Genomic DNA, 13,952 nt, shown 5'->3' with positions numbered 1-13,952 from the left:
TTGTAGCCTGCTCATCGCTGTCAGTACTAACTCTACAGTACGCCGCGACTCGGAGCTTAGGCTTTGCATCCTGCTATCTGGCAGTATTTCCAACTTGCCTTTTTGCAGGAATGACCATAACATTTCCCATCCTGTATTACTTTGTATCATTTTGATATTATGTATAAATTGTCTGTAATACCGATAAATACTACATTTTATGATTTTTGAGTGTATTATTGTAAAAAAATTCTATATATAGTTTACGGAAAAGTTTATGCAAATTGCTGTAATACAGATGGGGTCTATGTTTGAGCTGAATAAAGTTTTTTTAAAAGTTTATGCAGACATTTTAGAAAAATGCTCTGATGTAGATGCAGTCTGTATTACAGTGTATAAAAAAAGTTTATGCAGTTTTTATACAGCTTCTACTTTTTTGTCTCATTTTTTACGATGTCCAATTTATGCACCATTTTTTTCCAAATTTATGACCAAAATATGTGACATAAATTTCCCATGCTTATTTTCTATGATTTTCTGCCATTTTTCCTGTATCAAGGCTGAAAATTTTTGAAACACTCTTGAATTTGTAATTACATAATTGTGTAAATAAATAATTATGTAATTACAAAATACAATAAAGGAGAACGATTATGAAGACAATTTTAATTGCGAATCAAAAAGGCGGTTGTGGTAAGACATTGGTTGTTGATGAACTTGCATTTAGTTTCGATAGAACAGACGTAAAATATTCTTTGTATGACCTTGACGGGCAGGGCGGTATCATTCATGGGCCTAAAGTGATTGATGATGCTGATTATGCCATCGTAGACACACCGGGATATATCTCTGATAATCTTGGTGAGCTGATTCAGGGGGGCAGACCTGATTATCATTCCTACAAGAATCACATACAAAGATATTCCAACATTGCAGACAATGTTAGAGTTGATTGAACAGAATGGAAAATCAAGTGATACAATGTTCATTTTCAATGCTTGGAATAGATACAATGCGGCAGCAGCATTTGAAGATTGGTTCAAGACTGTAAGAGACGGTCGTCATGTATCAATTATTCCGCAGTCTGAGGAATTTGCGAAAGCTGGTGTGTATGGCAAGTCTGTTGTAGAATATGCACCACGCTCTAAAGCAGCGTTGATGACATGCAAGACAATGAATGAAATTCGCTTACAGATTGGATTGCCACAGGAATAATTGTATGTTATATTTATATAAATACAAAAGTACATAATTATGAAAGGTGGAATGACTGTGGAAAAGAAAGATATGTCTGCATTATTGGGCGGACTTGCAAATAAAAGTGAAAAAGAACAGGCTGCAAAGAAAGCGGCTGCAAGCAGCGGTACAGCGTATGTTGCAAAAGCAGAAGATGATGAAAAGACATCACGTGTAGGCAGACCTGCGAAATATACAAAGAACAATCCACGAGCAACAATGACACTTGCAATTACAGCAAATCATAGAGACAAAATTAAGCTGTATGCAATGCAGAATCATACGACTGTAAGTGAATTGTTTATGCAGTGGATTGATGAAAATTGCAAATAACATATTTATATAAATATATAATTACAGAATTAGTAGCCGTAGCAGTAGATTTTGTGGGTAACTTGGAGAGTTATCCATATATCCACGAAATAAAGAGAAAGGATGTATTTACAAATGGCAAAGAAATTAACTGAGGATGCTGTACGTGATAAAGCACGAGATATTCTCGGATTTAAAGATAAAGATGGAGTAAGGTCTGGTGTTGGTCAGATAACTACGTTCAATCAATTAGGCTTTCCGGGTGTATCAGATAAACCGGATGGTTGGTATTTACCTGATAATCATGCGGATACGGCTATTGTTCTTGAAACGAAGGCATCATATATCGCATTAGGGGATAAGCAAGTAGATGAAGTTTTAAAGAATGTCAAAATTGTACAAGAACAATATAGTAATGTCGTTGGAATCCTGTATAACGGTGATGATACAAAAGTATTCAAAGGTAAAATTGAATTTCAGGGTAACGGTTCCAATATTTTACAGAATCTTGAATATTATACGGCATTGTTTAATAAAGAGCACATTGATAAAGAGTACATATATGAGTTAACGGCAAAAATCAATAATTGCTTACATTTTGAGTTTGGAATCAAGAATCTATATCATCGTATGATTTTTACAGCATGTGCATTAGTAGCAAAAAGATTTGATGCGCTTATGGTAAAAGGCATGGATTATTCAGAATTTCATAATGCTATTCTGAATTGCTTAAATAAAGAACTGATGAGAGACAAACGACAGAATCAAAAGTTATCTTTACTGTCAGATGTATTTTCAGAAATCAGAATGAATCTTAATGTTGATAGTGAAGATGCGAAAGAGCAACAGAGAGTAAAAGATTTAATTGGTCAATTCATTGATTGGGTCACTGATATTAGTGATTGCTTGAACTCGGATGCGTGGCGTGGTGAAGATGTCATGGGTATTTTTTTCAATGAGTTCAATAGATACAAGAAAAAATCAGAAGCAGGTCAGATTTTTACACCTGAACACATAACTGATTTTATGTATCGTATTCTTGAAGTGAATAAAGATGACCGTGTGTTAGATGCTTGCTGTGGTTCAGGTGGTTTTCTTGTAAAAGCTATGGCAAATATGATTCAGGAAGCTGGTGGATTGCAGACTGATAAAGCAAAAAAAATAAAAAGCTCTCAACTTTTTGGTATTGAATTTGACCGTGAAATTTATGCTTTAGCATGTGCAAATATGCTTATACATAAAGATGGAAAAACAAATTTGGAGCAGATGGATGCAAGAACGGAGACTTCTGGAAAATGGATTGCAAAGCAGAAAGTTACAAAAGTTTTGATGAATCCACCATATGAGAACAAGTATGGATGTATGAAGATTGTTGAAAATGTTCTTGATAATGTTCCGGCACATACAATGTGCGGTTTTATTTTACCGGATAAAAAACTTGAAAAGGCATCAAAAGCACAAATGAAGCGGATTTTAAAACATCACAGACTTCGTAAGGTGATAAAATTGCCAGAGGATGTATTTTTCAATGTGGGTGTTACAACAAGTATTTTTATTTTTGAAACAGGAACACCACAAGACAAAAATGAATTTTTTGCTTGTTGGATGGAATCAGATGGTCTTGCAACTGTAAAAAATAAAGGTCGTCATGATATTTATAATAAATGGTTAGCCATTGAAGATAAATGGGTTGATATTGTTATGAAACAGTCAGGTGATGATAGCTGTCAATGGGTGAAACCAGAAGAACATTTATCTTATCAGATGCCACAGAAGCCATTTGAAATTTTTGAAGAAGATTTCAGGAAAACAGCAATGGATTATCTGATGTTCCAAAATGGTGTTGACACAAAGAAATTCGGTGAGAAGTTGTTGAACACGGTAATGTATTCGAGTAGCGTGAGTTCTGATGATGTGTCTGTAACTGTAAATATGCAGAAAGACGGTGACAATGATGGCAAGAATTGATACGAGTAGGTGGAAGTGTTTTGCTATTGGTCAGATTTTTGATGTTATTAAAGGGACACGTTTGACTAAGGCTAACATGAAAACTGGAAATATTCGTTTTATAGGCTCGTCTGCAATGAATAATGGTTGTACTGCAATGGTTGGAAACACCGAGAACATGCATCCTGCAAATAAGATTACTGTTTGTTACAACGGGAGTGTAGGTGAGACGTTTTATCAGGACCAACCTTTTCTTGCCTCAGATGATGTTAACGTGTTGTATCCTAAATTTGATATGACTAAAGAGATAGCTCTGTTTATAGTACCGTTGATTAAAACAATCAGTACTAAATATAATTATGTGGATAAGTGGAAACAGGAAGTAATGGTTGCAGACGAGATTATGCTTCCTTGTACAGATGATGGAGAACCTGACTGTGATTATATGTCATCATATATGAAAAAAATTTTGGAAGAATCCAAAACGTACATTGAGAAACTCAATCAAGTTAAAAATAATAAAGAGCTTATTAATGTAACACAGTGGCAAAGATTTCATTTATATGATGATGAATTGTTTGATATTGATATGGGAACAAAGATGGATAAAGCTAAAATGACGGAGTTAAATCCAAAAGTAAACTTTGTCGGGAGAGCTAATAACAATAATGGTATTACGGCACGTATTGATAAAGTTGAAGGTGTAGAACCATATGAGGCTGGAAATATGACATTGTCTTTAGGTGGAGAATATCTTGGTTCTTGTTTTATTCAACCAGATGTGTTTTACACTAGCCAAAATGTTGTTGTTCTTATTCCTAAATGGAAAATGTCTTTTGGGGTAAAACAATTTATTTCTGCTATGATTTTTAAGGAAAGTAGATTGTATTATAAGGCATTTGTTGATGAATTGAATAGACACATTAAAACAGATTTTTCTTTTTTATTACCGGTTAAAGATGACGGAAAACCTGATTGGAGTTATATGGAACAATATATGAGAAATATGATGAATGTATCAGAAAAAGTAATTGAAAATTTAGGAATGTTGGGTCTTTGATACAAAGGGAATATAAGAACAGATGGTGTATAAATGTTGTGCATCATCTGTTCTTTTTTTGACTTGTGCGCCCGGCGGCGCACGTTTCTAACGGGTTAAAGTCCCGAATCCACCCGGTAGTGGGAAGGATATAGCCGAAGGCAAGGGTGTCCATCGTGAGGTGGAATCTGAAGGAAGCCGGATGTGGGAACAGACTAACCACGGGCAAATCTCTGGTCTGACGAACAGAAATCTCATATAAGGTTATACATGAGGGTAAGACTGCTAAGCAAGCCGAAGCCCAATAACTACACGGAATCATGTATGATAAATGAGACAGATAGATGGAGAGGAAGAAATGTGTGGTACCCGGGGAGGTCTGTGCGATATGCTCTGAAAGGAGTAACCATTGCACAAAGCAATGCTGAACGCACAGAAGTCAGCAGAGGTCATAGTAGCCGAGAGGTGAAGGACCGAATCAGTAGGAGTCTTGAGTATGACCGAGAAAGGAGAAGTGACCATTTATGGCAGAAAACATTGAAAGCAATGGCTGTTCACAAAGAGATAATGCGGAACATGAAGGGTATGTGAAAGCGTCAAGGTCATTCAATCGGATATGGAAAGAAAGAGACAGTGCACAGCCGAAACTTATGGAAGCGATCCTGTATAAAGATAATCTCAACAGAGCGTATAAAAGAGTGAAGGCGAATAAAGGAGCGGCAGGCACTGATGGAATGAGCATCGAAGAAGCCTTGCCATACCTAAAGGAACATCAACATGAGCTAATTAACCGGATATTGAGAGGAAAATATACCCCATCTCCGGTAAGGCGGGTTGAAATTCCGAAACCAGACGGTGGTGTGCGAAAGCTTGGCATACCAACGGTGATAGACCGAACAATCCAACAGGCAATAACACAACAGTTAGTGCCAATCTATGAACCGCTGTTTGCAGATGACGGCTTTGGCTATCGTCCGGGCAGAAGTGCAAAAGATGCAATTAGGAAAGTAAAGGAGTATGGGTAAGCGGCTGCTTTATTATAATTAGTGTAATATAATAAAGCTTGTTCGAGAGTAAAGGGAGAGGATACGTATGAGAAGAACGTTATTCAGCTACAGGTCATTTAATACGGAAAAACTGAATGATTATAGCTATATTCATCAGAGGATAATTAACATTGAAAAATGGAAGTTTGAAGCTTTTGAAGGATTAGTGTATCCATCATCACCACTTTATTTCAACGACCCCTATGATTGTGAATTTTGCTTTCAGTCAGATGCATTGGAAGGTGTACTTGATAGAGAAACATATATACATCTTTTGGAAAGAAGATTTTCACTTAAACAGGAAGAAAAAAATAGAATTCTTTATTCTGACAATATTGAAAGGGCGATGCAAATAGTTTTGCAGGCTCATGGAGGAAGGCTTTCTGACTCTTGGATGAATATTTTGCAAAATGGATTAAATGATTGTATGAGTACAATCAAGGATGCTGTAAGAGTTGTCTGTTTATCTGAGGTGTATGACTCTATGCTTATGTGGAGCCATTATGCTCAGAATCATACTGGATTTTGTATAGAGTATGATTTTAAAGAAAGTGATATGCTTTATAAACATTTATACCCAGTAATATATACAAAGGATAGATATGCTGTTTCTAAAGCAGATATGTTAAGTGAAAATACAGAATGGATTTATAAGACGACTTGTCGTAAATCCGATGTTTGGTCGTACGAGAAAGAATGGCGAATTGTGACGGCTAATTTCAATAAAGTAATGCCAGAAAAATTGAAATGTCCAAATGGAAAATATGTCTTGGATTTGAAAGAAAATATAAAAGCGTTTTATTTAGGAGCGAAAATCTCTGAGAATTTTAAAGAAGAGATAATTCAATTTGGAAAAAAGAATAGTATTGATATTTATCAGATGGTTTTATCACCCAGTACATATGAGCTAAATGCAAAGAAAATCATATGATTAATTATGGAATAATGGTATAATTTTCTTATTATACAAACAAGATGGATGGTGAAAGAACATATATGAAATTTGAAAAAGTAGTTATTAAAAATTTTAGAAATTTTGATAATGTTGAACTTGACTTATCAAATAAAAACATATTTTTTGGTCTAAATGATGTGGGGAAAACAAATTTCTTGTACGCTCTACGATATGTATTTGATAAAGATATTCGTAAACAAAACCTTTTAGATTCGGATTTTCATAATAAGCAGCTTGATAAACCAATTGAGATTGTTGTTACTATAGATATTAGTGATGTTGCTGACAGCGATTGTCAAAAACTCCGTGCACAGCTAAAAGGTGCATTGCTAAGTGAGCATAATAAGGTATATATAAAGCTTTTTGCAGAATATAGCAAAACAGAAATGCTCGCTCTACCGATATTATCGTGGGGTGGCGATATTAATCATCTTTACGAAATGAAGCAAAGAGGATATCTATATGAAATAGACTATGTATTTAATGTCATTTATATTGACTCTTATGTTGATTTGTATTCCCTATTTAAAAAGAATGTGAGCCAGCTTGTCAGAAATGAAAAGGACGAAGATAAAGATATTCTGGCAAAAATTCAAAATACAGTTGATGATTTGAATGGTCATATTGCTTCTCTGTCTGGAATTAAAGAATTTGAGGATAAACTTACGCCAGAATATCAAAAATTCCATGATGAAGGGATATCTGTTTCAATAAAATCCGAAATCGCAGTAAAGGGATTGTACTCAAATATTATCCCATATATTAAACAAGATAATGATGATAATTTATATCCTACTGCTGGGGAAGGTAGGAAAAAGTTATTGGCATATTCAATATACGACATACTGTCAGATGAAAATGCGGAAAAGAAAATCAATTTGTTTTTAATTGAGGAGCCTGAAAACCATCTTCATAAGTCTATGCAGATTGCATTATCACAAATACTTTTTACCGATAGCAAATACACATACTTGTTTGTAACAACTCATTCGCCTTTTGTTCTTTATGAAATGGATAATGTAAATTTAGTTCGAATATATAGTGAGCGAAAAATCAATAGTATTAGCACATTTTATAAAGTGCCTGATACTTATGAGAAAAACAGGAAAATGTTAAACCGTTGTTTGTCAGAAGCAATCTTTGCTAACAAAGTACTTTTGGTTGAAGGACCATCTGAATATATGCTATTTAGCAAAGTCCTTTCAGTAGTGCATCCTTTTTATGAAGTAGATGGAATATATATTTTACCAGTTGATGGTGTGGGATTTGAAACATATTTTTCTATCCTGGATGAACTTGAAATTTTTAATGTGGTAAAAACTGACAATGATTTGAGAGCGGTAACAGGAAAAGGTACATATAGCGTTTTAGGCTTTTCACGCTGTAATAATTATATTGGGGAAAAGCGTCTGCCTACTAAACAAATTCAAGAGAATTCTGTTTCTGCCAAGAGGAGTTTATATAATTCAAATATAAATACTTTGGATAAAATACGAAGTGACTTTCATATTTTCTTATCAAAAGTGGATTTAGAAAATGATTTAGACGAGTTTTTGCATGATAGATTATCAGTTTTATTGGATAATGATAATCCTGTTAAATATTTACAAGATGCAAAGCACTATCATATGGTGGAGTTGATTGAGAAACTTTCGGATACAGATTGCAGAACAATCTATAATCATTACAACTTTGCATGTTTGAAGGAGGTTGCCGAATGAAACTATCTCCAATTCAAGAAAAAATAGTAGAAACTCCCGGTAACTTAATAGTAAGGGCAAGTGCAGGAACAGGAAAAACCCATACAATGGTTAATAAAATTGCTAAGGAAATTGATGATAATCATACACATAAAGTTATTGCTGCAATTACTTTTACAATAAAAGCAGCACAAGAAATAAAGGATAGATTGTCTGTCGATGTAGTTCAACACTTCATTGGAACAAATAACAGTTTCGTTATTGAGGAAGTTATAAAGCCTTTTATGAAGGATGTCTATGGTGCTGATTTCGATTTGGACATGAGTACGGACTATTCAGCTAAAGTTGATACTTTTCAAGAAGCTATTGAAAAAATAAGGAATGAAGGTATCCTCTGCTCATATCGAGATAATAAAAGGAACTTTATTTTTGATTTGGCTCAAGAAATTGTAGAAAATTCTTCGGCTTGTAGGGTTTATCTTCAAGCAAAATATTTTAAAATATATATCGATGAATATCAAGATTGCGACAAATCAATGCATAAATTTTTTATGTATTTATGTGATGAATTGAATATCGAAACCTTTGTTGTGGGAGATGAAAAACAATCGATTTATATATGGAGGGGTGCTTATCCAGAGGCTTTTAAAAGCATCTGGAACAAACCCAATTTTAAAAAGATATTTATGGGAGATAATTTTCGCTCTTGTCAACAAATACAGAATTATTCTAATCTATTATGTGATGAGACAAGAAGTCTTTACAATCCTACGGAAAATATAGATAATATTGTGTGGCTTTCTCCTACAAAGGCAAATTGGGCAACAGAAGTATTGTCTAATATTGTTCCCGATAAAAAGTCAGCATTATTGCGGTTTTCTAATGATAACGCACGAATAGGAGCAAGCGAATTAACAACAAACGGTTTAGAGTATGTTTATATCCCACAGACTCCTATTGCTGATATTACAACAGATACAGCGTGGCTTTATACAGCAATTGCTAAATACCTTATAATTGAAAAGTATTCTGCATATGATGTAATTTCAGAAATACCTGTTGAAGGAAATGAAAGTCGCAAAACAGTATCCACCGTAAAAAGATTACTCAAAAGAATTGAAGAGACTATAGATGATGAGCAGTCTTTCGGCTCGTGTGTCACAGCATTGGCTGAATATCTTGGATATGATACTCGCCCTGATCACATAAACAAATTATTCAAAACAATTTCTGATACCAGTTTTCATGTGGCATTTGAAGCGGATAAATACAAACACATCGCAATTACATTCCACTCTTCAAAGGGATTGGAGTTTGAACAGGTAATTGTATTTGCAGAGGATTATCGATTGTCTGATATGTCGAGTATATACAACCATTATGTAGCGGTTACACGTGCAAAAAGCAAATTGATTATCGTTAAGTTAAACAATTACAATGCGAATTGTTTTCAGAATAATTTACAAAAGATATTTTCTGAAAGCGGTCATAATATAGAAGATGTCGTTTTATTTTGAACAGAATAGATTATTTATAAACCAATAATACAGGCAGCTATTACGAATAGGTAGGAGTTCTCTTTCCTTTGAATTGCCGCTTAGTTTCGAGCAGGCAGCAGCCTATCGAAAGGCTAACGGACAGTATGTAAGGAAAAATCAGTGGAGAGATACCACTGTAAGGGTATTCATAGACCTTGATTAACAGTTAAATACGATAAGCGTATCATTAGAAATAGTGGTACGCTTATTTTTTTGTCCCTTTTTGCAGATTTGTCCTTTCCCCTGCTTTCAAATATAATGAAGCTAAAGAAGTGGAGGTGTGCTTATGAGAGAGAAATTTAATCATCTGTATTTGGATAGCCACGAAAGAAAACTTTTGATACATAGCCTTGTAGAGTTAAAAAATCAGCTTATTCAGCAAGGCAGATATACGGATTGTGTTGACGAGCTTATTTTTAAGGTCATAAATGCACCGACCAAGAGAATGAAAATTGAATATGTCTAAGGCAGATTACAAAGCCGCTTATTCTTATTGATTTTAAGAGTAGGCGGCTTTTTTGCGTTCTCTGGTACTGTTTACATAGCTACCTTGACAAAGTGGCTAAATCTATGTGAAAGGAGGACGCATCTATGTCAAATTGCAAAGTGATTGCTCTGACTAACCAGAAAGGCGGTGTCGGAAAAACAACCACAGCGGTCAATCTGGGTGTAAGTCTGGTGCAGCAGGGTAAAAAAGTCCTGCTGATTGATGCCGATGCACAGGCAAATCTCACGATGGCTCTGGGTTATAACAGACCAGACGATATTCCCATAACGCTCTCTACTGTGATGCAGAACATCATAGACGATAAAACGCTTGATGCTTCACAGGGTATTATCCATCACAGAGAGGGCGTTGACCTGCTTCCGTCAAACATTGAGCTGTCGGGCTTTGAGGTAAGGCTAATCAATGCAATGAGCCGTGAGCGTGTGCTGAAAACCTATGTCAATGAGGTTAAAAAGAATTACGATTATGTGCTTATTGATTGTATGCCGAGCTTAGGCATGATAACCATCAATGCTCTGGCGGCGGCTGACAGCGTGATTATCCCGACACAGCCCCACTATCTCTCGGCTAAAGGTCTGGAGCTTTTGCTTCGCTCCGTATCAATGGTCAAGCGGCAAATCAACCCCAAGCTGCGGATAGACGGTATCTTAATGACTATGGTAATGCCCCGTACCAACATTTCTAAGGAGATTACGGCAACGGTCAAAAGTGCATACGGTCAGAAAATCAAGGTGTTTGATACCGAGATACCACATTCTATCCGTGCGGTGGAAGCTACCGCAGAAGGCAAAAGTATTTTTGCTTACGACAAAAGCGGCAAGGTTGCCGCAGCCTATGAGCAGTTAGGAAAGGAGGTGGCAGAGATTGGCGAGAAGCAGAGAAACCAAAATCGAGCTGACCGCATACGATGACCTTTTTCAGACGGACGAAAGCCGTGAGGAAGCAAAGCTAAGCAAGATACGGGATATTCCCATATCGGAGATTGACGAGTTTCCAGACCACCCGTTCAAGGTTTTAATGGACGAGGATATGGAACAGCTTGTTGAGAGTATCAAGCGAAACGGTGTAATGACCCCTGCGACAGTTCGCTTAAAAGAGGACGGACGGTATGAGCTTATCAGCGGTCACAGGCGAAAAAAGGCTTGTGAACTTGCGGGGCTTGAAACGCTGAAATGCGAGGTTAAAGAGCTTACCCGTGACGAAGCCATTATTGTGATGGTGGAAAGTAATCTCCAACGCTCCGTTATTCTACCAAGTGAAAAAGCCTTTGCGTATAAAATGCGGTTGGAAGCTATGAAACGACAAGGTGAAAGAAGTGATTTAACTTCGTCCCCAATGGGGACAAAGTTGAGGAGTGATGCTGAACTTGCCGAAAAGGTTGGAGAAAGCCGCAATCAAATTCAGAGGTATATCCGTCTAACGGAGCTTGTACCCGAAATCCTGCAAATGGTAGATGAAAGGCAGATTGCATTCCGTCCTGCGGTTGAAATTTCCTATCTGACCGAGGAACAGCAATACACCCTGCTTGAAGCAATGGAGTACAACGATGCTACCCCGTCATTGGCACAGGCTATCAAAATGAAGAAGTATAACCAAGACGGTAAACTCACTTCCGAGGTTATCCAGTCTATTATGGAGGAAGAAAAGCCCAACCAGAAGGAAAAACCTGCTTTCCGTGACGAGAGGATAACCAAGCTCATTCCCAAGACTGTTCCCAGAGGGCAGGAAACGGATTTTGTTGTCAAGGCGTTGGAGTTTTATAACCGACACTTGCAGCGGAACAAGGCTCACGAGAGATAGCCACACACCGAGGGCGAGGTCTGCCCATTTGAGTGGATAGCCATTATTTCGGCTTCCCCCTCTCCACACCTCACCCCCTAACTACTGCCAGTAACTATCCGAGAAAAGAAATACTTTAGGCTGTCCATAACGGGCAGCTTTTTTCGGTCAGTAAGGCAAAATATTCAATCCAAATTACAGGAGGTAACTATGAAAATCCCTAAATTGTTCAAAAAGGCTGCGGCTTTTGTAATGGCTGCGGTCACGGCATTATCCATAATGCCTGCGACGGCGTTTGCTGCGGGTGACATCGGGACGATTTCCTTTTCCCACACCTATGACAGCAACGGTAATGCGATGAGGTACAATTCCAGTGCGAATATCGGCGGCTATACCGCAGGCGGAACGGGAAATTATAAGTACCGTATGTTTGTGGACGGTGAGAATGCGTTTTGTATTCAGCCGGGAGTACCGCTGAAAACAGGAAACACCTTGAAAAAGGCTTCCTCTGATACTTGGAACGCCCTTTCAGCCAACCAGAAAAAGGCGGTTGGGCTTGCCCTGCTCTATGGGTATCAGGGCAACCGAAATAATCTGTCAGGAAGTGATGATGAAAAATGGCTTGCCACGCAGACCCTCGTATGGGAGTTTGTCACAGGTTGCCGTGAAGCCACAGGTTCATATAACCAGACAAGCACCACCGTTTACAGCCTGCACTTCGGTTCAAATTATGCCAACAGCGGAGCAAGGGCAGTGTATGACCAGATTGTTGCAATGCTGCGTGAGCATAACACCATTCCGAGCTTTATGTCGGGCGGTAAGAATGACATCACAAAGGAGCTTGCCTACAAGGACGGAAAGTACAGCATCACATTGACGGACAGCAACGGCGTCCTTTCCGATTACAGCTTTTCAAGCTCTGACAGCAATGTGAGTGTATCGAAGTCTGGAAATAAGCTGACAATCAGCTCCACTGTAGCTATCAGCGGTTCTGTCCGCATTACGGCAAAGAGGAACAATGTGCCGACTGTCAGCAGCAGTGCAAAGCTCATTGCCTATGGCGACCCGAACTTGCAGGATTTGGTAACAGGTGTGGAGAATGCTGATACCGTGTCTGCATATATCAATATCGAAACGCCGACAGGCACGATTGCCCTCAAAAAGACTTCTGAGGACGGAGTTGTGGAGGGCATCTCTTTTACAATCAAAGGTGATAACTTTAATAAAACAATTAAGACAGGAACACTTTGAGCTGATTGAAGCTCAAATGCGAAGTGCGGAGGGAGTTACTGAGGAACTGAAGAGACAGAATCCTATGGAATGGGTACTCCACTGCAACAATATCCGCAACCGGGCTGTTGAAATCATCAAACAGGAACTGATTTATGTATAAGGGGGATTCCAGATATGAGAAGAGAATTGATTGAAAGTTATTATGAAGAATACCAGCGGGAACTGGAAAGATTTCTTGAATCCGATCCAGAGATGTTTTCTCTGGAAGCAGAAATTCATCATTACATAGAAATACTGGAACCAGTCCTCAGAGGTGACGGACAGGAGATGTGGCAGGCATTGGACAGAATTATTTCAGCGAAAAATGCCATGGAAGGGATTGTGGCAAAAGAAATGTATATTCGAGGATTTCTGGATTATGAAAGGCTGGTGTGTGAGAAAGACAATCATATCTGAAAAATGAAAATGTGACAGCATAAACAAATAAGACCTTCTGTGAAAGCAATCAGCCACAGGAGGTTTTTGCTGTCCCACCTGCATAAAAAAACATCTCTGTTTTCGCATTGATTGATTCAGCAGGTCGTACCGGTGTGGTACTGCTCTGCTGTGAGATAAGCATACGAAGATCGGAGGAAAAAGGCATTGAGGGGAAATTGAGCAGGAATTGAGAAAAAAGATAT

Annotated in this window: 14 protein-coding genes and 1 pseudogene; all 15 read left to right on the top strand. The window is 37.6% G+C overall.

Translation table 11 applies throughout. The annotated features are described in order from the left end of the window. Positions 1-632 precede the first annotated feature (632 nt). The 15 genes and pseudogenes from ACLU24_RS13515 (at position 633) to ACLU24_RS13445 (ending at position 13,728) form a co-directional block, all read left to right on the top strand. Entirely contained in the window at positions 633-935 is a 303-nt protein-coding gene (locus tag ACLU24_RS13515) for an AAA family ATPase (protein WP_412356934.1), read from the top strand. Continuing rightward, the gene (locus ACLU24_RS13510; RefSeq protein WP_412356933.1) at positions 910-1,194 is read left to right on the top strand and encodes a ParA family protein; all 285 of its coding nucleotides are present in this window, start codon (positions 910-912) and stop codon (positions 1,192-1,194) included. Before ACLU24_RS13515 ends, ACLU24_RS13510 begins: the two co-directional genes overlap by 26 nt. A 57-nt stretch (positions 1,195-1,251) precedes the next feature. Then, complete coding sequence (locus ACLU24_RS13505; RefSeq protein WP_195956488.1) at positions 1,252-1,548, top strand: hypothetical protein; 297 nt, start codon at positions 1,252-1,254, stop codon at positions 1,546-1,548. Between the two features lie 114 nt (positions 1,549-1,662). Next, positions 1,663-3,495, top strand: coding sequence for an HsdM family class I SAM-dependent methyltransferase (locus tag ACLU24_RS13500; protein ID WP_412356932.1), 1,833 nt, complete (start codon positions 1,663-1,665; stop codon positions 3,493-3,495). After that, positions 3,479-4,534, top strand: a complete 1,056-nt coding sequence (locus ACLU24_RS13495; protein ID WP_138376421.1) for a restriction endonuclease subunit S — start codon at positions 3,479-3,481, stop codon at positions 4,532-4,534. The genes ACLU24_RS13500 and ACLU24_RS13495 overlap by 17 nt, the downstream gene beginning before the upstream one ends. Before the next feature lie 503 nt (positions 4,535-5,037). Further along, entirely contained in the window at positions 5,038-5,538 is a 501-nt protein-coding gene (locus tag ACLU24_RS13490) for a reverse transcriptase domain-containing protein (protein WP_412613214.1), read from the top strand. Between the two features lie 67 nt (positions 5,539-5,605). After that, complete coding sequence (locus ACLU24_RS13485; protein ID WP_412613212.1) at positions 5,606-6,490, top strand: DUF2971 domain-containing protein; 885 nt, start codon at positions 5,606-5,608, stop codon at positions 6,488-6,490. Positions 6,491-6,555: 65 nt separating this feature from the next. Beyond that, a complete protein-coding gene (locus tag ACLU24_RS13480) occupies positions 6,556-8,235 on the top strand; it encodes an ATP-dependent nuclease (protein WP_412613211.1) in 1,680 nt (559 codons plus the stop codon). After that, complete coding sequence (locus ACLU24_RS13475; protein ID WP_412613209.1) at positions 8,232-9,731, top strand: UvrD-helicase domain-containing protein; 1,500 nt, start codon at positions 8,232-8,234, stop codon at positions 9,729-9,731. Before ACLU24_RS13480 ends, ACLU24_RS13475 begins: the two co-directional genes overlap by 4 nt. A gap of 307 nt (positions 9,732-10,038) precedes the next feature. Next, the gene (locus ACLU24_RS13470; protein WP_025577639.1) at positions 10,039-10,218 is read left to right on the top strand and encodes a hypothetical protein; all 180 of its coding nucleotides are present in this window, start codon (positions 10,039-10,041) and stop codon (positions 10,216-10,218) included. Between the two features lie 125 nt (positions 10,219-10,343). Continuing rightward, a complete protein-coding gene (locus ACLU24_RS13465; protein ID WP_412613208.1) occupies positions 10,344-11,171 on the top strand; it encodes a ParA family protein in 828 nt (275 codons plus the stop codon). Next, complete coding sequence (locus ACLU24_RS13460; RefSeq protein WP_144016343.1) at positions 11,125-12,060, top strand: ParB/RepB/Spo0J family partition protein; 936 nt, start codon at positions 11,125-11,127, stop codon at positions 12,058-12,060. The genes ACLU24_RS13465 and ACLU24_RS13460 overlap by 47 nt, the downstream gene beginning before the upstream one ends. A gap of 189 nt (positions 12,061-12,249) precedes the next feature. Next, positions 12,250-13,278 (top strand): annotated as a pseudogene (locus tag ACLU24_RS13455) (thioester domain-containing protein); the annotation flags it as partial. Further along, a complete protein-coding gene (locus ACLU24_RS13450) occupies positions 13,250-13,432 on the top strand; it encodes a TnpV protein (protein WP_475495310.1) in 183 nt (60 codons plus the stop codon). The pseudogene ACLU24_RS13455 and the gene ACLU24_RS13450, both read left to right, overlap by 29 nt. A 14-nt stretch (positions 13,433-13,446) precedes the next feature. Then, a complete protein-coding gene (locus ACLU24_RS13445; protein WP_144092560.1) occupies positions 13,447-13,728 on the top strand; it encodes a hypothetical protein in 282 nt (93 codons plus the stop codon). Positions 13,729-13,952 lie beyond the last annotated feature (224 nt).

Origin of the sequence: Pseudoruminococcus sp., from assembly GCF_047012705.1 — a bacterium.
Classification (GTDB): domain Bacteria; phylum Bacillota; class Clostridia; order Oscillospirales; family Acutalibacteraceae; genus Pseudoruminococcus.
Note: the sequence above shows the minus strand (reverse complement) of the source record. Positions and strands in the feature narration are given on the sequence as shown.

Bases quoted from the DNA above. Each gene is read 5' to 3' on its own strand.
- ACLU24_RS13495 (WP_138376421.1), top strand. From the start codon at position 3,479: ATGATGGCAAGAATTGATACGAGTAGGTGGAAGTGTTTTGCTATTGGT.
- ACLU24_RS13515 (WP_412356934.1), top strand. From the start codon at position 633: ATGAAGACAATTTTAATTGCGAATCAAAAAGGCGGTTGTGGTAAGACA.
- ACLU24_RS13465 (WP_412613208.1), top strand. From the start codon at position 10,344: ATGTCAAATTGCAAAGTGATTGCTCTGACTAACCAGAAAGGCGGTGTC.
- ACLU24_RS13485 (WP_412613212.1), top strand. From the start codon at position 5,606: ATGAGAAGAACGTTATTCAGCTACAGGTCATTTAATACGGAAAAACTG.
- ACLU24_RS13470 (WP_025577639.1), top strand. From the start codon at position 10,039: ATGAGAGAGAAATTTAATCATCTGTATTTGGATAGCCACGAAAGAAAA.
- ACLU24_RS13475 (WP_412613209.1), top strand. From the start codon at position 8,232: ATGAAACTATCTCCAATTCAAGAAAAAATAGTAGAAACTCCCGGTAAC.
- ACLU24_RS13490 (WP_412613214.1), top strand. From the start codon at position 5,038: ATGGCAGAAAACATTGAAAGCAATGGCTGTTCACAAAGAGATAATGCG.
- ACLU24_RS13500 (WP_412356932.1), top strand. From the start codon at position 1,663: ATGGCAAAGAAATTAACTGAGGATGCTGTACGTGATAAAGCACGAGAT.
- ACLU24_RS13445 (WP_144092560.1), top strand. From the start codon at position 13,447: ATGAGAAGAGAATTGATTGAAAGTTATTATGAAGAATACCAGCGGGAA.
- ACLU24_RS13480 (WP_412613211.1), top strand. From the start codon at position 6,556: ATGAAATTTGAAAAAGTAGTTATTAAAAATTTTAGAAATTTTGATAAT.